A 22,422-nucleotide genomic window follows, 5' to 3' on the forward strand; every position below is an offset into this window, starting at 1 on the left:
GTAACCATGAATAAAACTTTCAAAACATATGCTGCAATTTTCATCATTGTGATGGTTATTCTGGCATTGCTTGAAGTTAACAAAAAAGAAACGACAGACTGGCGGAAGAATTTTGATATCAATGAGAAGTCTCCGTTCGGATTATTTGTTTTTAATAATGAAGCTAAACATCTTTTTAAAAATAACCTGAAGAAGATTGAGCAGATACCCTACGAATATTACAGCCAACACAAAAAAGAAGCTCACAATATTGTAGTCATTGAAAATAACCTTGACGGTGAGTCATGGAAAAAAATTCTGTCTCAGGTATCTGAAGGCTCAGATGCATTTCTGATGGTAACCCGTATGCCTAAAGAAATTTCAGACAGTATTGGATACTACGATTCTGAAATCTCTTTTGAAGAAGAAAATGTACTGAAACTTACCGATAAAAAATTTCAGAATGATTTTATTAAATTAGATAAATTTCCATCGGGTAGAGGATTTTCATTCATTAAACCTAAAGTGGAAGTACTGGGGAAAACAGTTGAGAAAAAGAATACAGATCAGGCCAATTTTATTAAAGTGAAGTTTGGTAAAGGACACATCTATGCCCATACCGAACCTCTTTTCCTGACCAATTATTATCTTCTGAAACCCGGCAATGTAAAATATGCACAGGATGTGTTTTCATATCTTCAGGATAGAGAAACCCTTTGGTTTGTATCCAACAAAAGTTCTGAATCACGCTTTTTCATGAGATTTATATTGTCGAATCCACCTTTAAAATATGCATGGTGGGTATTTTTAGGAGGACTTATTCTTTTTATCTTCTTTAATGCAAAAAGGAAACAGAGGATAGTTCCTGTAGAAGAGCCATTAAGAAATACTTCCTTGGATTTTGTGAAAAGCATTGGAAATCTGTATCTTCAGGAAGGCGATTTTCATGATATGATGGCCAAGAAGGCACAGTATTTTCTGAATAAAGTGAGAATAGATCTGTTGATAGATACTCAGAATTTAGATGAAGAGTTTGCAAAAAAATTACATCTGAAAACCGGGAAAACTATAGAAATGATCAGTGAAGCAATAGTACTTATCAAAAAAGCTCAGGATCCTTATGCCAGTGTAATGAAGGAAGATCTTGCAAGAATCAATAAGCTCCTTGATGAAATACTTAAATAATATAACAATAGAATAACCTAATGATATAAAGCCGATTAATGTTATAATCACTATTCACAGGAAGGGATATAATTATACATTATCGGGTAAGAATGATAAATTAATTTTATTATGGAAAACTTTGATAACCCCAATATAGAAAACCAAAGTGCTATTAATCTTAATAAACAGGAAGAGCAGTTTCAGTCGAGAATTGATATGATTGAACTTCGTGCTAGTTTAGAGAAAGTAAAATCTGAGATAGGAAAAGTAATTGTAGGGCAGGAGAAAATGATTGAACATCTTTTGGCTGCATTACTTTCAAACGGACACGTACTTATTGAAGGAGTGCCGGGAGTAGCGAAAACAATTACGGCAAAATTATTAGCCAAAACCATTGATGTAGGGTTTAGCAGAATTCAGTTTACTCCGGATCTGATGCCTTCCGATATTTTGGGAACTTCCGTATTTAATGTGAAAAACTCAGAGTTTGAATTTAAGAAAGGACCTATCTTCTCTAATTTCATTCTGATTGATGAGATCAACAGATCGCCTGCCAAAACACAGTCAGCATTATTTGAAGTAATGGAAGAAAGACAGATCACAATGGATGGCACGCGTTATACAATGGACGAACCTTTCCTTGTCATCGCTACACAAAACCCGATTGAACATGAGGGAACATACCGACTTCCGGAAGCTCAGTTAGACCGTTTTCTATTCAAAATCAATGTAGGATATCCTAACCTTGAGCAGGAAATAGCGATCATTAGAAATCAGCACGAAAGCAAAAAAGAGGATAAGACAGAAGGAATCAACCGTGTTATCACCGCTGAACAGTTGAAAAACTACCAGAATCTGGTAAAAGAAATCATTGTGGAAAATCAGCTGATGGAATATATTGCTAAAATAATTATCAATACCAGAGAAAATCAATTCTTATATCTGGGTGCTTCTCCGAGAGCTTCACTGGCACTTCTTACGGCATCGAAAGCCTTTGCTGCTATAAAAGGAAGAGACTTTGTAACTCCTGAAGATATTAAAGAAGCAAGCTACGCTGTTTTAAGACACAGAGTCATTGTATCTCCGGAAAGAGAAATGGAAGGTCTTACTGCAGATGAAATTATCCGCCAGATTTTGGAAGGAATAGAAATTCCAAGATAGGTAGTAGAGAGAAGTGGATGGGCAAACTGCCTAATCCCTTTATCCTAAATCCTAATCCCTAACCAATGAAAAACTTATACATCAATACACGTTTCTTTTTTACACTCATCGGAGTGGGGATAGTGTATGTTCTGGCATTTTTCTTTCCGGTGCTGATATGGGTAGCCCATATTGCACTCCTGATTTGCTTTCTGGCGGCAATGGTAGATTTTCTGTTGCTTTTTAATCAAAAGAATGCATTGCAGGCTCAAAGGATTCTGCCGGAAAAATTGTCCAACGGAGATGAGAATTTTGTAAAAATCGATATTAATAATAATTATAGTTTTACCATACATACTAAGATTATTGATGAAATTCCGTTCCAGTTTCAGAAAAGAGATTTTTTGATTGAAAAACAAATTGCTTCCGGAGCAAACACATTTTTTCAATATTCATTGGAACCTAAAGAAAGAGGAGAATATCATTTCGGAGGGTTGAATGTGTATGCATCATCACCATTGGGATTCATCTCAAAAAGATTTATCTTCCAGAAAGATGCGATGTTGCCTGCTTATCCCTCTTTTATTCATCTCAGAAAATACGAGTTGATGGCCATTCAGAGTGAATTTTTATTAGGCGGAATCAAGAAAGTCAGAAAACTGGGACACACTATGGAATTTGAGCAAATCAAAGAATATGTACCTGGAGATGATATCAGAACGATCAACTGGAAAGCAACTTCCAAGACGAACCGTCTCATGGTAAACCAGTTTCAGGATGAAAAATCACAACGTATTTTTATGCTGATTGATAAAGGAAGAACCATGAAAATGCCTTTCAATGGGTTAAGTTTGCTGGATTATTCTATCAATGCTACGATGGCACTCTCTCATATCATTTTGAGAAAAGGAGACAGAGCCGGAATGATGACTTTTTCCAAGAAAGCTGAAAATAAAATTGCTGCCGATAATAAATCCGGACAACTGAAGAAAATCTCAGAAGCACTTTATAATATTAAAACAGATTTCTTTGAAAGCGACTTCAACCGTTTGTATCAGGATGTAAAATATTCCATTAACCAAAGAAGTTTAATTCTGCTTTTTACCAACTTTGAAACGCTGGATGGACTTAACCGACAGTTAAAATATCTTCGCGGAATTGCTAAAAACCATTTATTGGTCATTGTATTCTTCAAAAACTCAGAACTCCAGACGCTGATCAACAAAAATCCTGAAAATATGCAGGAAATTTATGATGAGATTATTGCTGAAAAATTTGAATTTGAAAAGAAACTGATTATTCAGGAGCTCCGTAAATATGGAATTTATACGGTATATACACTTCCTGAAAATTTGAATATCGATGTTATCAATAAATATCTGGAGATAAAAGCAAGAGGAATTTTATAACTTTGTAAAAGCAATAAGCAAATAAGCAATGAAAATTACACTTAACAGAATAAACGACGACTTTTTATTTGAATGTACAAATGCACAAGGGAATTCCATTCTTTTGGATAATACTTCCCAGCCGGGAGCAAAAGGAGTTTCTCCAATGGAAAGTGTACTAATGGCAGTAGCAGGCTGCAGCGGAATTGATGTGGTTTCTATTCTGAAGAAGCAGCGCCAGGATATCAGGAGCTTTCAGGCAGAAGTAGAAGGAGAGAGAGTACAGGTAGAAGATGCAAAACCTTTTAAGTCGATTAACGTTAAATTCCTTCTGGAAGGAGAAATTGATCCCAAAAAAGCATTAAAGGCTGCAGAACTTTCGTTTGAGAAATACTGTTCTGTATCCAAAACGTTAGAACCCAATGTAGAAATCGGTTACGAAGTCTATGTAAACGGAGAAAAAATATAATCTCTTATTTAAAAATAGAAAAAGCCGGATGATTCATCCGGCTTTTTTATTACTCATTACCAATTACTCATTGCTTATTAAAAGGTAAGTCTTGGTTTTATCAGTTTTGCTACTGTAGCTGTCCATCCCGTTTGGTGGGAAGCTCCTACACCACGGCCGTTATCTCCATGGAAATATTCAAAAAACGTAATATAATCTCTGAAATGTTCATCATAATTGAACTTTGGATTACCTCCGTTGAAAGCTCTTTGTCCATGTTCATCCTTTAAAAATAGAGAGCAAAGTCTTTTGCTGATATTCTGAGCGACTTCATCAAGATTCCTTTTATCACCGCTTCCCGTTGGAAGTTCTACTTTCAGGCTGTTTCCATAGTAATAATGGAAGCGCTGCAGACTTTCCACAATCAAAAAGTTAATGGGAAACCAGATAGGCCCACGCCAGTTGCTGTTTCCGCCAAACATTCGGCTGTCACTTTCTGCAGGAGTGTAGTACACCATATTTTCAGATCCATGTACAGAAAATACAAAAGGATTTTCTTCATATACTTTAGACATGGCACGGATTCCGTAAGAACTCAGGAACTCATTTTCATCAAGCATTCTGGTCAGAACCTTTGTTAGTCTGTTTTTTCGGAGGATGCTCATCAGGTGTTTTCGGCCTTGTCCTTCCTCGTCCCAGTGAGAAACAAGTTTGGTCAATTCCGGCTTGTTCTTTAAGATCCATTCCATTCGGGTTCTGAAATTCGGCATCTTTTCCAGTAAACGGTGGTCAACAATCTCAACGGCAAACATAGGAATCAAACCGACAATACTTCTTAATTTTAAAGAAACACTGTCTCCATTTCCAAGCTGTAGTACATCATAGAAAAATCCGTCTTCTTCATTCCAAAGTCCTTTTGTGCCTTCGCCCAGATTTTCCATAGCTTCGGCAATATAAAGATAATGCTCAAAAAACTTGATGGCCATATCTTCATATACCTGATAGTATTGGGCAAGCTCCATTGCAATACGCATCATATTCAGTGCGTACATGGCCATCCAGCTTGTTCCGTCTGCCTGTTCAAGATGCTGACCGTCCTTTAATTCCATATTCCGGTCAAAGGCTCCGATATTGTCGAGACCAAGAAACCCTCCGCCAAAGATATTTTTCCCGTTCTTATCCTTTCGGTTCACCCACCACGTGAAATTAAGAAGCAGTTTCTGGAATACTTTCTCTAAAAATAGTAAATCTGGCTTTCCATTAGTTTTTTCATCAATTTTGAAAACACGGAAGCATGACCAGGCGTGTACTGGCGGATTTACATCACTCATATTCCATTCATAGGCTGGAAGCTGTCCGTTGGGATGCATGTACCATTCCTTAGTAAGGAGCAAAAGCTGTCCCTTGGCAAATTCTGCATCGATGATCGAAAAAGGAACACAGTGAAATGCCAGATCCCACGTAGCATACCATGGATACTCCCATTTATCGGGCATGGAAATAATATCCTTATTGTGGAGATGATTCCATTCTGTATTTCTTACATAGTCGTTGAAATTTCTTGGGGCTTCAAAGTTGGGATCACCTTTCAGCCATTTTCCGATATTGTAATGGTAGAACTGTTTGTTCCAGAGAAGTCCGGCAAAAGCCTGTCTCTGCACATTTCTTTCATCTTCGTTGACAGTGTCATTCTGAATTTCTTTATAAAACTCTTCAGCTTCAGCCTCTCGTATATTGAATATTTCATCAAAATTTTCAAAAGGTTCATCAGCTTCATCCGGACATAATCTGAATTCAAAAACTTTGGATTCCCCGGCTTCAATCATTTCATCGATCAGAAAAGAAGCTTTTGTTCCCTTTTTTTCAGGATTTACCGTATTCGTTTGATGGATAATAAAATTATTGATTCCATCTTTGAAATAAGTGTTTTCAGCTGCAGGAGCTCCGTAAAGCTTAGAATTATTGGTTTCGTTATCACAAAATACGCTTTGTGTATTGGTATTTCGGGAATAAAGTTTTTTAATCGAAATACTGTCATGGCCAATGTTGATACTTCCGTCATGAGAAGCATTGATTTCTGCTTTATAGGTGTTGTATCCCCATTTCCAGTTGTTTCTGAACCAAACAGTAGGCGCTACCATAATAGGTGCTTTATGCTGACTTCGGTTACAGACCGTTACTCTGGCAAGAATATCATTGTGATCGGCTTTACAGTATTCTATGAAAATATCAAAATATTCATCATTATCGAAAATTCCTGTATCGAAAATCTCATATTCCGGTTCCTTTTTACTGCGTCTCCCGTTTTCTGCAACAAGGTCATCGTAAGGAAATTCATTAATTGGATATTTATACACCATTTTCATATAACTATGAGTAGGTGTATTATCCAGATAATAAAAGATTTCTTTGATGTCTTCCCCATGATTTCCCTGAGGGTTGCTCAATCCAAAGAATCTTTCCTTTACCATTTTGTCTTTCTTGTTCCAAAACGAAAAAGCAAAACATAAAAGCTGTTTTACATCAGAAATTCCGGCAATACCTTCTTCACCCCATCGGTAGGCATAGCTTTCTGCATTATTATGATTGGTAAAATTCCAGGCATTCCCGTTCGGGCTATAATCTTCGCGTACATTTCCCCACTGCCGGTTGCTTACATAAGGTCCCCAGTTTTTCCATTTGGTATCTTGTAATCTATCTTTTTCGGCGGTCATATCTCATCATTTTTCCATACGAAGTTAGTTTTTTTGAGAAGTAATTCCAATTTTTTTCATCTGAATAATTATTAATATTGTCTTGAAATACTTGTATTTAAAGGCTTTTTTAAATATTAAAATAATTTTTTTTTGAAATTAAAAGAAAAGAACTACCTTTGCATCATTCGTTCATTCAAATATTGAAAATGTTATCAAGAAAGGTTGAGGGATTAGACCCTATGAAACCTTAGCAACCCTTTGTGCAAGCAAAGAAGGTGCTACGTTCTACCAAATAATTTTGGACAGATAACTTACTGAAGTTCTTTTCAGCCATTTCCTGTGGCATTTTCAATTGTATTAAAATTTAATAGAATTGAAAACAGAACTAAACTATATTAATCTTACGTATCAAACTTATTCCCAAAAGGAATACTATATCTCATTAAGCTATCAGCTTTTTGGGAAAGATCTGTTTACAGCTCCAATCATTTTAATCAACCATGCTCTTACCGGAAATTCAAATGTATCCGGAGAAAAAGGTTGGTGGAAACAGCTGGTAGGAGAAAATCAGATTGTTGATACTGATCAATATACTGTTCTGTGCTTCAATATACCAGGAAACGGATACGACGATTTTTTAATTGAAGATAATGAAGACTTCACACCTTCAGATATCGCAGCGATATTTCTGAAAGGGCTTGAAGCTTTACATATCAAAAATTTATATGCCATTATCGGAGGTTCTCTGGGAGGAGGGATTGCCTGGGAAATGCTTGCCAAGCAGCCGGATCTCACAGAAATATTTATTCCTATTGCCTGTGATTACAGAACACACGATTGGCTTCATGCACAATGTCTGGTTCAGAAATTTTTATTGAATGATAAAGAAGAACCATTACAGAAAGCGAGAATTCATGCCATGTTGTGTTACAGAACGCCACAGTCACTCAATGACAGATTTCAAAACCAATATAACCAGGAAAAAAAACGCCTGGAATCAGAAGACTGGTTGGTTTATCATGGTAATGCACTAAACGAAAGGTTTAGTTTAAAAAGTTACAAGCTGATGAACCACCTCTTAATGAATATCAACGTTGCTGAAGAAGCACTGGAGAACATACAGGCACGAATGCACATGATCTCCGTAGATACAGACTTATTCTTCCCGGCTTCAGAAATCCGAATGTGTTTTGAAAACTTAAAAGAGAAAAATAAGGATGTTTCTTATCACGAGATCCAATCTATACACGGGCATGATGCCTTCCTAATGGAATATCAACAATTAAATAATATCATAAAAAACATTTTACAGAAGTAATGAAAAATGCTAACGAAATAAAATTTTTAAAGAACAGATCAATCGTCAAATTTGAAGGAGAGGATTTCCTTGGAGAAATCGGGATTGACGGACGTATTTTTAAAGCGCTTACTTTAGCACGCATCAGTGTTGGCGTAATTTCTCAACAGGCTATAGAAAACGGAATTTCTATTCTGGTTCATGAAAATGATGCAGAGAAAGCGGTTGCTTGTCTTATTGATGAATTTGAAGCAGAAAGAAAATCTGGAAAAGTTTCCCAAATTTATAGTATCAATAATGTTTCTGTGATTGGTTTTGTTGCAGAAGATTTCAATAAAGTCTTTGCAGAACTGGCACGAAATAATGTTTTCCCATTGCTTTTGAATCAGGTAGCAGGAGAAAACAGAGTGAACATCGTAGTAACATCTTCACAGGATGAAAAAACAAGAAACATCATAGAATCTGAAATTTTCAAAAAGCCGAAGACCGTTCATCTGGCCATCATTGGTCACGGAAATGTAGGAAAGACATTGATACAACAGGTTTTGGAATCTGCAGAAGAAATTAAAAAACGAAAAAAAATAGACCTTAAAGTAGTTGCAGTAGCCAACTCTAAGAAAATTGCTTTCAACAAAAAAGGTTTCGACGCCAATTGGAGTGATGAGGTTTTAACAGCAGAACATCCATCGAATGTAGAAGAACTAATCAACTTCTCTAATGAAAACCAACTGGAAAATCTGATCGTTGTGGATAATACTGCAAGCAAAGATTTTGTGAAAAATTATCATGCTTTGGCAGAAAACGGATTCGATCTGGTGTCTTCCAACAAGATTTTCAATACCCTTCCAATAGAAGAATACAGAAAACTAAGATATACGTTGAGTAAAAACAACAGACGTTATTTGTATGAAACCAATGTGGGAGCAGGATTACCGTTAATTGATACCATCAAATTATTACACCTTTCAGGAGAAAATATCACAAGAATCAAAGGAGTGTTCTCCGGAACATTGAGCTATGTTTTCAATAATTTTTCTTTGAGGAACGATAAATTCTCAACCATCATCAACGAAGCTTTGGAAAAAGGATATACAGAACCGGATCCGAGAGAAGATTTATCAGGAAATGATGTAGCAAGAAAATTATTAATTCTGGCAAGAGAATTAGACCTTATCAACGAATTCGGAGATATCAATATTCAAAATCTTGTTCCGGAAAGCTTACTTGAAGTTTCAAAATCAGAATTTCTTTCAAGACTGGAAGAGCTGGACGAAGAATACCAGAAAATAAAAGAAAATCAGGAGCCCGGACATGTATTGAGATATGTAGGTGATCTACACGGTGACTTACAGAAAGATAAAGGCGAGCTGGATGTGAAACTGATTTCTGTTCCTGCAACTTCCGCACTAGGACAGCTGAAAGGCTCAGACTCAATCTTTGAAATCTACACAGAAAGTTATGGAGAGAATCCAATCGTGATTATGGGAGCCGGAGCTGGTGCACAGGTTACAGCAAGAGGTGTATTCGGGGATATTTTAAGAGTAAGTGAAACGAAATAAATTAATGTAACAATCTACCAATCTGGCAGTGTAACCATTACTGCAATTGTCATTCTGAGCATAGCGAAGAATCTAATGGTTACCCTGCTGAATTGACAAATTAAAACTATATGGAAAATTTTGAAACATCAGCAATAAGAACCCAAACGGAAAGAAGCCAGTTTGATGAGCATTCTACACCGCTATATCTTACTTCCAGTTTTATATTTCAGGATGCGGAAGATATGAGAGCAAGCTTTGCAGAAGAAAAACCTAAAAACTTATACAGCCGTTTCTCTAATCCAAACGTAACCGAATTTACAGATAAGATCGCTAAAATGGAAGGAGCAGAAGCAGGATATGCCTTTGCAACAGGAATGGCAGCCATCTATTCTACATTTGCTGCATTACTGAATGCCGGAGATCATATCGTAAGCTGCCAGTCAGTATTCGGATCTACTCATACTTTGTTTACCAAATATTTCCCGAAATGGAATATTGAAACCTCTTATTTCAAAGCAGAAGATGCCGCGAATGTAGAGCAATATATTAAACCTAATACCAAGATCTTATACCTTGAAACGCCTACCAATCCGGCTATTGAAATTCTTGACCTTGAATTCTTTGGACAGATTGCGAAAAAACATAATCTTATATTTATTGTAGATAACTGTTTTGCAACGCCTTATCTTCAGCAGCCTATCAAATACGGTGCAGATATTGTGGTACACTCAGCAACGAAACTGATTGACGGACAGGGAAGAGTTTTAGGTGGAATAGCAGTAGGAAAGGAAGACCTGATCAGAGAAATTTATCTTTTCGCAAGAAATACAGGACCTGCATTATCTCCTTTTAATGCATGGGTATTATCAAAAAGCCTTGAAACATTGGCTATCCGTGTAGAAAAACACTGTGAGAATGCATTGAAGGTAGCCGGGTTTTTAGAAAGTCATCCTAATGTAGAATTGGTAAAATATCCATTCCTGAAATCTCATCCGAGTTATGAAATTGCCAAAAAGCAGATGAAACTTGGAGGAAATATTGTAGCCTTTGAAATAAAAGGTGGAATAGAAGGGGGAAGAAACTTCTTAGATAAGATCCAAATGTGTTCACTGTCTGCCAATTTAGGGGATACAAGAACGATCGTTACACATCCGGCTTCTACTACACACTCCAAACTGTCAGACGAAGAAAGAAATGAAGTAGGTATTACTGCAGGTTTGGTTCGTTGTTCAGTAGGGTTGGAAAATGTGGATGACATTATTGCTGATCTGAAGCAGGCTTTAGATTAATTCAACTAGCAACTGGTTTTAGCCAAAATAGATTAAAATGAAAAATTCAGTACAATTATATAAAGCTTTATCCGAAAGAATTTTAATTCTTGACGGAGCCATGGGAACCATGCTTCAGAGATACAAATTCGAAGAAGAAGACTACCGTGGAGAGCGTTTTAAAGACTGGGAACATCCGGTAAAAGGAAACAATGACCTGCTTTCTCTGACACAGCCTCAGGCGATTGAAGAAGTTCACAAGAAATATCTGGAAGCCGGAGCTGATATCATTGAAACCAATACGTTCTCAGGAACTACCATTGCGATGGCAGATTATCACATGGAAGATCTGGTGTACGACCTGAACTATGAGTCTGCAAAAATTGCCAGAAAAGCCTGTGATGAGTATACTGCGAAAAATCCGGACAAACCGAGATTTGTAGCGGGATCTATAGGACCTACAAACAGAACAGCTAGTTTAAGTCCAGACGTTAATGATCCGGGATACAGAGCCATCACTTTTGAAGAATTGAGAGTCGCTTACAAACAGCAGTGTGAAGCTTTGCTGGATGGAGGTTCAGATATTCTTCTGGTAGAAACCATTTTTGATACTTTGAATGCAAAAGCTGCTTTATTTGCTATTGATGAACTGCAGGATGAAAGAGGAATAAAAATTCCAATCATGGTTTCAGGAACCATTACCGATGCTTCAGGAAGAACATTGAGCGGACAGACCGCAGAAGCTTTTCTGATCTCAGTTTCCCATCTGAATTTACTAAGCGTAGGTTTCAACTGTGCATTGGGAGCAGATCAGCTGACTCCTTATCTTGAAACACTGGCTCATAATTCAGAATTCTACGTTTCAGCATATCCGAATGCCGGTTTACCGAATGCTTTTGGAAAATATGACGAAACTCCGGAAGATATGGCGAGACAGATCAAAGAATATGTTGAGAAAGGATTAATCAATATTATAGGAGGATGTTGTGGTACAACACCTGAGCATATTAAAGCGATTGCAGACCTGGTGGAGAAATATGAGCCAAGGAAATTGAAGAAATTTGTGTGATTTGATAGATTTTTTAAATTAAAATCAAAGATGAAGGCTGGATTATAAATGTTAACTTTAAGTAAACCACAAAGTTAAATATAATGGAAAAGCCAATTTACTTAAAAGATTCCGAGGATGTCAGATTATTTAATGAACTGAGAAAGAAAGTGAACCAAAGAGTAGAAAACATTTCTGAGAACAGAGATATCTACATTAAGATCAAAGCGGTACTTCTTCCACTGGTCTATATTGGTTTATATTTTTTGGCTCTTTTGAATGCCGAAAAGCATTGGATCTACATTCTGAGCTTCGTTTTAATGGGAATTTCTTTGGTTTTGATTTATTTAAACTTAATCCATGAAGCAGCCCATAACAACATTTATAAAAGTAAAAGACTGAACGGGTTGGTTCTTCACATTTTTGATTTTATAGGAGCTAATTCCTATATCTGGAAAAAAAGACATATTGCAAGCCATCACGCCTATCCTAACGTAGATGGATGGGACACGGATATCGAACAGAGTGGGCTGCTTTTAATTGTACCGTGGATCAAAGCGAAAGGAGTACAGAAGTATCAGGATAAGTTTTTCTTTTTAGTCTATCCGTTGTATTTGTTCAACTGGATGTTTATAAGAGACTTCAGGGACTTCTTTGACAAGGAAAGAGTTATTTTAAAGACCCAGGGAAAGATACCCACCATTGAAAAAGTAAAAATGATAAGCTATAAGTTGTTCTATTTTTTTTATCAGATTGTGGTTCCTGTAATGTTCTTTAAAGTATCAATAGGATTGGCTGTAGGAGCGTGGTTTTTACAGGTGATATCAGCAAGTATTTTTGCATTGTTTGTTTTACTGCCTTTGCATCCGCTTCCTGATAATGCTTTTCCAAAATTAAATAAAGAAAAGGGTCTTCCATTCAGCTGGCTTCGTCACCAGTTTGAGGTGACCAATGATTTAAAAGAAAATAACTGGTTAGTAAGAAATGTTTTGGGAAATTTCAATTTTCATGTAGCCCATCATCTTTTTCCCAATTACAGTTATATGTATTACAATGAAATTACAGAGGAGATTGAAGAATTTGCTGAAGAACATGGTTTAGCGTACAAAAGATTTCCACTGATTACAGCTTTAAGTAAGCATAGGGATTTATTGAGACAGAATGCCAATAATGCCTACTATATTTTAGAAGAATAAAATGAAGTATTTAAGATTATCAGGCCTCGAGCCTCTTATCATAACGCCGGAGAGTAATTTCATCAACGTTGGTGAAAGGACAAACGTTGCCGGTTCCAAAAAATTTCTAAGACTGATTAAAGAAGAGAAATTCTCTGAAGCCTTAGATATTGCCCGCCATCAGGTAGAAGGAGGTGCCCAGATTCTGGACGTTAACTTTGATGATGGATTGATCGATGGAAAAGCATCGATGATTAAATTCCTGAACTTAATTGCCTCTGAACCGGATATCGCAAGAATCCCAATCATGGTAGACTCTTCCAAATGGGAAATCCTTGAAGCAGGTCTTCAGGTAGCTCAGGGAAAATGTGTAGTGAATTCTATCAGCTTAAAAGAAGGTGAGGAAGAATTTATCAAACATGCCAAAGCCATTAAAAGATATGGAGCGGCAGTCATTGTTATGGCGTTTGATGAGTTAGGGCAGGCTGATAGTTTTGAAAGGAGAATTGAAATTTCAAAACGTTCCTACGATATTCTTGTGAACCAGATTGGTTTCCCCGCAGAAGATATCATTTTCGACTTAAATATTTTTCCGGTAGCAACTGGAATGGATGAGCACAGAAGAAATGCCATCGACTTTATTGAAGCTACGCGCTGGGTAAGACAAAATCTTCCCTATGCATCCGTGAGTGGAGGAGTGAGCAATGTTTCTTTCTCTTTCCGTGGAAATGATACAGTGAGAGAAGCCATGCACTCCGTATTCCTTTACCATGCGATTCAGGCAGGAATGAACATTGGTATCGTGAATCCGGCAATGCTTGAGGTTTACGATGAAATCAATAAAGAACTTCTGGAGCTTGTAGAAGATGTAATTTTGGATAAACGAGAAGATGCTACAGAAAGACTTCTTGATTATTCCGAAAAGCATAAATCAGTTAAGAAAGAAAAAACTGAAGACTTAGAATGGAGAAACAATCCTTTGCAGGAAAGAATTACTTATGCTCTGGTAAAAGGAATTGATCGTTTCATTGAAGAAGATGTAGAAGAAGCAAGACAACTGGCTGCAAGACCACTTCATGTCATCGAAATAAATCTGATGACCGGAATGGGAGTCGTAGGAGATTTATTCGGAAGCGGAAAGATGTTCCTTCCTCAGGTAGTGAAGTCCGCAAGGGTAATGAAAAAAGCGGTAGCTTATCTACAACCTTTCATTGAAGCAGAAAAAGACGGATCAAGACCTGCTAATGGAAAAATCTTAATGGCAACAGTAAAAGGTGATGTTCATGATATTGGTAAAAATATTGTAAGTGTTGTTTTGGGCTGTAACAATTATGAAATTGTCGACCTTGGAGTAATGGTTCCTGCTGAAAAGATTATCCAGACTGCTATTGAAGAAAAAGTAGACGTTATCGGACTGAGCGGACTGATTACCCCAAGTTTGGATGAAATGGTGTACATCGCTTCAGAATTGGAAAGACAAAACTTAGATTTTCCATTATTAATCGGTGGTGCTACCACTTCAAAAGCACATACCGCAGTGAAAATCGATTTGAAATATAAAAATGCAGTCGTTCACGTGAATGATGCTTCAAGAGCTGTCAACGTAGTAAGCTCATTATTGGGCGACAGAAATAAAGAATATGTTTCGGATTTAAAGAATGACTACTCTGATTTCAGAGAAAAGTTCCTTAACAGACAGGTAGATAAAGATTATGTTTCCATTGAAGAAGCAAGAGAAAATCATTTTAAAATTGATTGGGAAAACGAAGAAATTTTCACTCCGAATACCATAGGAATAAAAGTGATCGAAAATCAGGACCTGAGAGAACTTCTTCCTTTTATCGACTGGTCTCCGTTTTTCAGAAGCTGGGATCTTCACGGAAAATATCCGAATATCCTGGAAGATGAGGTGGTAGGCGTTCAGGCGAAAGAATTATTCAAAGATGCCCAGGTGATTCTAAAGAGAATTCTGGATGAAAAGCTTTTAACAGCAAAAGCCATTTTCGGAATTTTTAAAGCCAATTCCAATGAATCTGATGATATTTTGATTTTTGATGAAAATAATAATGAGCAGGCGAAGTTTTTAACCCTAAGACAGCAGGCTCAGAGATCAAAAGGAAAAGACTATCTGGCGCTAAGTGATTTCATCGCTCCTCAAAGTTCAGGAAAAACCGATTATGTGGGAGCATTCTGTGTAACCACCGGATTTGGAACTGATGAACTGTCTGCAGAATATGAAAAAGCCAATGATGATTACAATTCCATCATGGTGAAAGCTCTGGCAGATCGTTTTGCAGAAGCCTATGCAGAATTTTTACATAAAAAAGTACGAACAGAATACTGGGGATATGCTAATCAGGAAACTTTAAGCAACGAAGAATTGATTGCCGAAAAATATAAAGGAATCCGTCCGGCACCAGGTTATCCGGCTTGCCCTGATCATTTGGAAAAGAAAACCATCTGGGAGCTTTTAAAAGTAGAAGAAAATACAGGCGTTTTCCTTACAGAAAGCCTTGCTATGTTCCCTACAGCATCTGTTTCCGGATATTATTTCGGAAGCCCGCATGCCAAATATTTCGGATTAGGAAAAATTACAGAAGACCAACTTGAAGATTATGCAGCAAGAAGAAGTTGTAGCATCCAGGAAGCGAGAAAATGGTTGTCACCAAATTTAGCAGATTAACATTGACATGAAGATAACAGAACACATTAAAAATGCAAATGGAAAAACTTTATTCTCCTTAGAAGTTGTTCCGCCACAGAAAGGAATTGGGATTGAAGATCTTTATACCAATATAGATCCGTTGATGGAGTTCAAACCTCCTTTCATTGATGTGACCACATCCAGAGAAGAATACATTTATCTGGACAAAGGAAATGGTCTAATGGAGCGTCGTATCACAAGAATGCGCCCGGGAACACTGGGAATTTGTGCTGCAATCCAGCATAAATACAATGTAGATACAGTACCACACCTTCTTTGTGGAGGTTTTACCAAGGAAGAAACAGAATATCTGTTGGTAGACTGTATGTACCTTGGTATTGATAATGTAATGGCCTTAAGAGGAGATGCTATGAAAGGACATCAGTATTTTGAACCTACTCAGGGAGGACATGCCAGTGCAATGGATTTGGTGAATCAGATTAATAATCTGGGAAGAGGAAAATATCTTCATAACGAAGAACAGGTATGTGATGAATTGAACAAATTCTGCATCGGTGTTGCCGGATATCCGGAAAAACATATGGAAGCCCCTTCCATGAATTATGACCTGAAGTGGCTGAAGCAAAAGGTAGATGCCGGAGCAGATTATATCGTTACCCAAATGTTTTTTGACAATAAAAAGTATATTGAATTCGTTCAGAAAGCAAGAGAAATGGGAATCACGGTTCCAATTATTCCGGGAATTAAACCGATTGCAACAAAGAAACACTTGAAAATCCTGCCACAGGTATTCAAAATAGATCTTCCGGAAGAACTGATCAATGAGGTAGAAAATGCAAAGAATAATGAAGCCGTAAAACAGATCGGAATAGAATGGTCCATTGCTCAATGCAAAGAATTGCTGGATTTTGGAGTTCCTGTTCTGCACTTCTACTCAATGGGTAAGAGTGATAATATTAAAAAAGTAGCCGGTGAGCTATTCTAATAAAAGTACCAAAATGAAGGAACCCTGCTGTAAAAAGCAGGGTTTTTATTTTTTAATCTGATACAGAATTTCACTTAAAAATAAAATGAGTAAGCCGTAGGCTACACACCCGATTAGAAAAAATCAACAAAGTTGATGCTAACTTCCCTCTTCCAGCTCCCATCATCCTTATTCTAAAGACCAGTATGTCTCTCAAACTCCTTACTCCTGTCAAATAAATATCTATAAGTAGCCAACTTTCGGGTAACTGTAGTTTCAAGAGCTTCTGCAATCTTAATCATTTTAGGATTAAAATCACCAATCCACTGCAGTTCTGTAATTGTAAAATCGGTATGCTTTCTCAAATGTTGAGTCCCTTCCCAGATCATATACCCGTCAATACCTTTCTTCTGCCATTCAGGGACAACACCGAAAACAAGGCCCACCATTTTTTCATTCTTTTTAAAACGCTTTAAAAACAAAAATTTAAGCTTTTCATAAATTCCGAATTTCCCATTTAGATATTTAAACCACTGGTTGAGGTCTGGCATATTGATCCACATCGCAATCGGTGTCTCATTTTCATATACAAACCACGAAATATGCTCATTGATAATAGGTTTCATGGTGTTGAACATCTTCAGAACTTTTGCTTCTTCCAGATGTTTTCCTTCTCCATGCGAAGCCCATGCTTTATTGTAAACTTCTGTAAAGTCCCTGGCAAACTTGGGCAGATTATTCTTTTTCATAGGTTGAGCTGAGATTACAGGATTTCTTCTGTTCTTTTCATGTGCAATCGTAAAGATCCTCGAAACTTCCGCAAAAACAGGTCTGGTAAAACAAAGCTGCTCAAAATAAATCTGAAAACCATAATTTTCAAAAAGATCTTTGTAATAAGAGAAGTTGTAATTCATTCCAAACAAAGGCTCAGCAAAACCTTCAGTCAAAAGACCCCAGAATTTATCCCGTTCTCCAAAATTGATAGGTCCATCCATCGCCTCAATTCCTTTTTCCTGAAGCCAGTTTTTACAATGATCAAAAATAAAATTGGCTGTTTCCTGGTCATTGATACAGTCGAAAAACCCCATTCCTCCCGTAGGCTGCTTTTGCTCATAACAGCTGTTTACAAAAACAGCTACTTTTCCAACGGTGTTGCCATTCTTTTTAAACAGAAATCTTTTACATTCTCCGTTTTTAAAGAATTTATTCTTGGCAGGATCAAAAATCTCCTCAATATGTTTATCTAAAGGACGGATATAATTTTTGTCGTGTTTATAAAGGCGGGCCGGGAATTCCAGAAATTCCCTTTTATGGAGTTGGTTTTGTACTTCTTCGACAATAATCATATGTTTTTTTATCAGAAATGGCTATAAAAGATAATGTTTTTCATCTTATTTGAAATAGACAAAAAGATATTATCCGTATTTTTGCTGCAAATTAAATAAAAATGGTTGATTTTACTGATAACGACGATGATATTTTCACTGGAAAAGAACATACGCCTATAAGGGAAGATGCTTTTGATAAATCGCCACAGGAAAAAATTGAAAAAATTACTGAGCTTTTTGGCGAGATTATGGAAACGCTGGGAATGGACATGACAGATGATTCTCTGAAAGACTCTCCAAGACGTGTTGCCAAAATGTATGTGAACGAGATCTTTGGAGGACTTCTTCCTGAAAACAAACCAGGAATCTCCACGTTCTCCAACAAATACAAATACCGTCAGATGTTGGTAGAGAAGGATATCACTGTATATTCTTTTTGCGAACACCACTTTTTACCCATTATAGGAAGAGCACATGTTGCTTATATTTCCAACGGGGAAGTAATTGGCCTTTCAAAAATTAACAGAATTGTTGATTACTATGCGAAAAGGCCACAGGTTCAGGAAAGACTTACCATGCAGATTGTAGATGCTTTGAAAGAAGCTTTGGGAACGAAAGATGTGGCGTGTATCATTGATGCAAAGCACCTTTGTGTTAACTGCAGAGGAATAAAAGATACGGCAAGTTCTACCATTACTGCAGAACTAAGTGGTATTTTCAGAACAAACCCTATTACAAGACAGGAATTCTTACATTACGTAGGAAGCCATGCAAAACTGGATTAATAAACAATGAACTACCAGATTCTTCGAAATATTATCGATGCCGAGCTTCAGAGATTTAAAAATATCACTGAAGAAGAATGGTCACGTAAAGGTTCTTCAGAAAAATGGTCCAAAAAAGAAATTATTGGCCATCTTTGTGACAGTGCTTTTACAAATATCCGTAGATTTGTTGTGACACAATATAAAGAGAACGAAAATATTGTATACGACCAGAATTTTTGGGTAAAAGCTCAGAACTATCAGAATGTTCCCACTTCAGATCTTATTGATCTGTGGAAATCTTTGAACTATCAGATTGTTCACATCGTAGAAAATATCCCAGATGAAGCATTACAGAGAACCTGTGATACAACCAAAACAGAACCTCGGGTGTATACATTGGAGTTTATTATCGATGATTATGTAGATCACTTACAGCATCATTTAAAAGCGATTTAATTATGATAAAATTTAAAAAAGTTTCAGATAAGATTTTTATCACGACAATTATTTGTTGTGACAGATGTAATTTTTAACTCAATTTTGAATCTTTAAAATCATTAAATCTTTTAACTTAAAAATAAATGCAATTAAAAATATATAACTCGCTTACAGCAGAAAAAGAAATATTCAAACCTATCTTAGAAGGAAACGTCGGAATGTACGTCTGCGGACCTACCGTGTACAGCAATGTACATTTAGGAAATGTAAGAACTTTCCTTTCTTTCGATTTTATCTATCGTACCCTGATGCATTTGGGATACAAAGTAAGATATGTAAGAAATATTACTGATGCAGGTCACCTTACCGATGATGGAAATGTTGATAACGACAGATTCGTAAAACAGACCAGGCTTGAAAAGCTGGAGCCTATGGAAATTGTACAGAAATACACCGTAGATTTCCACAAAGTATTGGATATGTTCAACCTACTTCCTCCAAACATCGAACCTACCGCTACAGGACACATTGTAGAGCAGATTGAATTAACTCAAAAGCTGATTGAAAGAGGCTTTGCTTACGAAAGCAACGGTTCAGTATACTTTGATGTTTTAGAATACAACAAAAGAGGACTGAACTATGGTGAACTTTCAAAACGTAATATAGAAGAGCTATTCGCCAATACCAGAGACCTTGACGGACAGGGAGAAAAGAAAAACCCACAGGATTTTGCATTGTGGAAAAAAGCATCCCCAGCTCACATCATGAGATGGAATTCCCCTTGGGGAGAAGGTTTCCCGGGATGGCATCTTGAATGTACTGCGATGAGTACAAAATATCTTGGCGAAACATTCGATATCCATGGAGGAGGAATGGATCTTAAATTCCCTCACCACGAATGTGAAATTGCACAAGGGAAAGCTTGCAACGATGCAGCTCCGGTAAATTACTGGATGCATGCCAATATGCTGACGATGAATTCTCAGCGTATGAGCAAATCTACAGGGAACTATATCCTCCCGATGCAGTTGGTTACAGGAGATAATGACTTCTTTGAAAAACCTTTCCATCCTTCAATTGTACGTTTCTGCTTCCTGCAGGCGCACTACAGAAGCGTTCTGGATATTTCAAACGATGCCATGATAGCCAGCGAAAAAGGATTTATCAGATTAATGGAAGCAGTGAAAGTATTGAATTCTATTACTCCAGATGATACAAAACAATCCGGTTTCAGCCTGAAAGAGTGGAAAGATAAAGCCTATGAAGCTTTAACAGACGATTTCAATTCACCAATCCTGATCGCTCACCTGTTTGAAGCCGTGAAGTATATCTTCGCTTTGAACGATGGTAAAGAAACAATCTCAACAGAGGATCTTGAAGATTTGAAAACTACACTCAATGCCTTTATCTTTGATGTTCTTGGACTGCAGACCGTGGAAGAGAATAACAATGAAAAGCTGGATCAGACCCTAAAGGTATTGATCGAACTGAGAAATCAGGCACGAAAATCAAAGAACTTCGAGCTTTCAGACCAGATCAGAGACAAACTGCTTGCTGAAGGAATCGAATTAAAAGACGGAAGAGACGGAACATCATACGTTCTGAACTAGAAAATATAACTTCGTTTTATCCCCATTCCGTAGGAGTCCCTTAAATACAGGATTCTTACGGAATGTTTTTTTTGGAGATCATCTTATTTATATTTACATTATTATAGTATAAGTAGAATTTGATGTTTCCCTCTTTTACCTACACATTTTAAAATCTCTCAACCTTCTCAATCTTCTCCAACTCTCAAACTCTCCAATCCAATTAGGAGCTTCATCCTGCTATCCATTTCTACTCCTCGCGCCCGCGCACTCCCACACCCAAACCCACCCACACTCCAACCAAGCTGCGGGGTAACCATTACTATCAGGGCTAGGGGAGAGGGGGAATTATAAACTATAAATTATGAATGATAAATGATGAGGTTCGGGTTATTGTGTTGCAGGTTTCGGGTTTCAAGGTATAAAAGGAACATTGGTGATGAATTTTAATCTTGCTGGTTTCTATGGAAACAGGTTATTGAGTATCCATCTCTATTCCCATCGTGTCGTTCCGAAGGAATCCCAACTTCTTTACAAGAGCACTAAAAGGGACGCAAAATGACAATATAATATCTAAGGTTTTTTTATCAGATAGTATTAGCAATATCATGCTGAGCAGAGTCGAACATTTTAATTAATTACGGGGATAGGAGTTAAATCTTATTACTCTATATTATATACTCTTTAGCATTTCCCATCCTTCCCATTCTATATATAATATAAAAGCAAACATTTTATCTGTGTCAATCTGTGCCATCTGTGGTTCATTATAACTATTCAATAGGAGCGGGCTTTAGCCCGTTTAGTAAAAAATAATTTTTAGCCAAAACATATATATAGGCTATTAATTTAAAAAAGCCATTCTATATAATTCTATATACCTCATTTTGATCCTTCGACCCCAAAACCCCGCATCCCGCTCCCCGAAACACGCCTCTCACCCTCTCCAACGCTCCAACTCTCCAACCCTCTGACACCCTCACCTGATCCTCCAAACAAATGTTTAAAATTTTTCACCCTGCCTTCCAGCTGATTAGGATAAGATATCGTTTCAATATGAAATTTAAGTTAAATAAAGTTGCGGGGTATGGTATAAGTTTCTATCTTTGCCCCACTGAAAAACGAAATACATTCAGTAGCGCAGAAGCGCCTTTATAAAGGCAGAAACATAAACTACTTCATAAGATAAGGACGAAAAAAAACTTTAATTTTTTTTACAAAAAAAGTTGTCAGTTAAAAAATAGTTATTATCTTTGCAGTCCCAATTAGAGGGAGCGCAGGAGTAGATGGATTGAGGGTTTTGGAAGAATTAAGGTTACTTAAAAAACTTTAAAATTTTCTTCAAAAACATTTGGTCAATTAAAAATAAAGTTTTACTTTTGCACTCGCAAATACGGAGCAACACTGACAGAAAGATTGCTGCGTTAAAAAGCGAAAGATATAAAGATCATTGACATACAATATAACAACCAAGTAAGGAAAAACTAAAGCGTTAAAAACTTTGAGTGAGTCAGACAAACATAC

The 22,422-nt window shown here is 36.9% G+C and carries 16 protein-coding genes and 1 riboswitch; of the genes, 14 read left to right on the forward strand and 2 right to left on the reverse strand.

The genetic code is table 11. The features are described from left to right. Nucleotides 1–6: 6 nt before the first annotated feature. The 4 genes from REB14_RS15350 to REB14_RS15365 all read left to right on the forward strand — a co-directional run bounded on the left by REB14_RS15350 (nt 7) and on the right by REB14_RS15365 (nt 4,143). The gene (locus REB14_RS15350; protein WP_309522573.1) at nt 7–1,164 is read left to right on the forward strand and encodes a hypothetical protein; all 1,158 of its coding nucleotides are present in this window, start codon (nt 7–9) and stop codon (nt 1,162–1,164) included. Between the two features lie 111 nt (nt 1,165–1,275). After that, nucleotides 1,276–2,307 (forward strand): AAA family ATPase, encoded by a 1,032-nt coding sequence (locus REB14_RS15355; RefSeq protein WP_079240287.1) that lies wholly within the window; start codon nt 1,276–1,278, stop codon nt 2,305–2,307. 65 nt (nt 2,308–2,372) lie between these two features. Next, on the forward strand, nt 2,373–3,695 hold the full coding sequence (locus REB14_RS15360; protein WP_309522574.1) for a DUF58 domain-containing protein: 1,323 nt from the start codon (nt 2,373–2,375) through the stop codon (nt 3,693–3,695). A gap of 28 nt (nt 3,696–3,723) precedes the next feature. Continuing rightward, entirely contained in the window at nt 3,724–4,143 is a 420-nt protein-coding gene (locus tag REB14_RS15365; RefSeq protein ID WP_079240289.1) for an OsmC family protein, read from the forward strand. A gap of 77 nt (nt 4,144–4,220) precedes the next feature. Here REB14_RS15365 and REB14_RS15370 read toward each other — a convergent pair whose 3' ends face one another. Beyond that, nucleotides 4,221–6,836, reverse strand: coding sequence for an MGH1-like glycoside hydrolase domain-containing protein (locus REB14_RS15370; protein WP_309522575.1), 2,616 nt, complete (start codon nt 6,834–6,836; stop codon nt 4,221–4,223). 188 nt (nt 6,837–7,024) lie between these two features. Next, nucleotides 7,025–7,131, forward strand: a riboswitch (SAM riboswitch). 60 nt (nt 7,132–7,191) lie between these two features. Between REB14_RS15370 and REB14_RS15375 the strand changes: the two genes are divergently transcribed. The 7 genes from REB14_RS15375 (at nt 7,192) to metF (ending at nt 16,797) form a co-directional block, all read left to right on the forward strand. Next, nucleotides 7,192–8,136 (forward strand): alpha/beta fold hydrolase, encoded by a 945-nt coding sequence (locus REB14_RS15375; RefSeq protein ID WP_309522576.1) that lies wholly within the window; start codon nt 7,192–7,194, stop codon nt 8,134–8,136. Then, nucleotides 8,136–9,674 (forward strand): ACT domain-containing protein, encoded by a 1,539-nt coding sequence (locus REB14_RS15380; RefSeq protein WP_079240292.1) that lies wholly within the window; start codon nt 8,136–8,138, stop codon nt 9,672–9,674. Before REB14_RS15375 ends, REB14_RS15380 begins: the two co-directional genes overlap by 1 nt. A 110-nt stretch (nt 9,675–9,784) precedes the next feature. Continuing rightward, on the forward strand, nt 9,785–10,945 hold the full coding sequence (locus REB14_RS15385) for an O-succinylhomoserine sulfhydrylase (protein WP_079240293.1): 1,161 nt from the start codon (nt 9,785–9,787) through the stop codon (nt 10,943–10,945). Nucleotides 10,946–10,982: 37 nt separating this feature from the next. Further along, on the forward strand, nt 10,983–11,993 hold the full coding sequence (locus tag REB14_RS15390) for a homocysteine S-methyltransferase family protein (RefSeq protein WP_079240294.1): 1,011 nt from the start codon (nt 10,983–10,985) through the stop codon (nt 11,991–11,993). Nucleotides 11,994–12,076: 83 nt separating this feature from the next. Continuing rightward, nucleotides 12,077–13,168, forward strand: coding sequence for a fatty acid desaturase family protein (locus tag REB14_RS15395; protein ID WP_079240295.1), 1,092 nt, complete (start codon nt 12,077–12,079; stop codon nt 13,166–13,168). Nucleotide 13,169: 1 nt separating this feature from the next. Continuing rightward, the gene (gene metH, locus REB14_RS15400) at nt 13,170–15,830 is read left to right on the forward strand and encodes a methionine synthase (RefSeq protein WP_309522577.1); all 2,661 of its coding nucleotides are present in this window, start codon (nt 13,170–13,172) and stop codon (nt 15,828–15,830) included. 7 nt (nt 15,831–15,837) lie between these two features. Beyond that, complete coding sequence (gene metF, locus REB14_RS15405; protein ID WP_034694800.1) at nt 15,838–16,797, forward strand: methylenetetrahydrofolate reductase [NAD(P)H]; 960 nt, start codon at nt 15,838–15,840, stop codon at nt 16,795–16,797. A 173-nt stretch (nt 16,798–16,970) separates the two neighbouring features. On the opposite strand, the gene REB14_RS15410 is transcribed toward metF, so the two are convergent. After that, nucleotides 16,971–18,122: a hypothetical protein gene (locus tag REB14_RS15410; protein ID WP_309522578.1), complete on the reverse strand. Its 1,152-nt coding sequence runs from the start codon at nt 18,120–18,122 to the stop codon at nt 16,971–16,973. Nucleotides 18,123–18,223: 101 nt separating this feature from the next. Between REB14_RS15410 and folE the strand changes: the two genes are divergently transcribed. The 3 genes from folE to cysS all read left to right on the forward strand — a co-directional run bounded on the left by folE (nt 18,224) and on the right by cysS (nt 20,919). After that, a complete protein-coding gene (gene folE, locus REB14_RS15415; protein ID WP_034694807.1) occupies nt 18,224–18,889 on the forward strand; it encodes a GTP cyclohydrolase I FolE in 666 nt (221 codons plus the stop codon). 6 nt (nt 18,890–18,895) lie between these two features. Further along, nucleotides 18,896–19,327 (forward strand): DinB family protein, encoded by a 432-nt coding sequence (locus REB14_RS15420; RefSeq protein ID WP_079240298.1) that lies wholly within the window; start codon nt 18,896–18,898, stop codon nt 19,325–19,327. Nucleotides 19,328–19,452: 125 nt separating this feature from the next. Beyond that, nucleotides 19,453–20,919, forward strand: a complete 1,467-nt coding sequence (gene cysS / locus REB14_RS15425; protein ID WP_079240299.1) for a cysteine--tRNA ligase — start codon at nt 19,453–19,455, stop codon at nt 20,917–20,919. Nucleotides 20,920–22,422 lie beyond the last annotated feature (1,503 nt).

The sequence above is a fragment of the Chryseobacterium metallicongregator genome, from assembly GCF_031324065.1.
Taxonomy (GTDB): domain Bacteria; phylum Bacteroidota; class Bacteroidia; order Flavobacteriales; family Weeksellaceae; genus Chryseobacterium; species Chryseobacterium metallicongregator.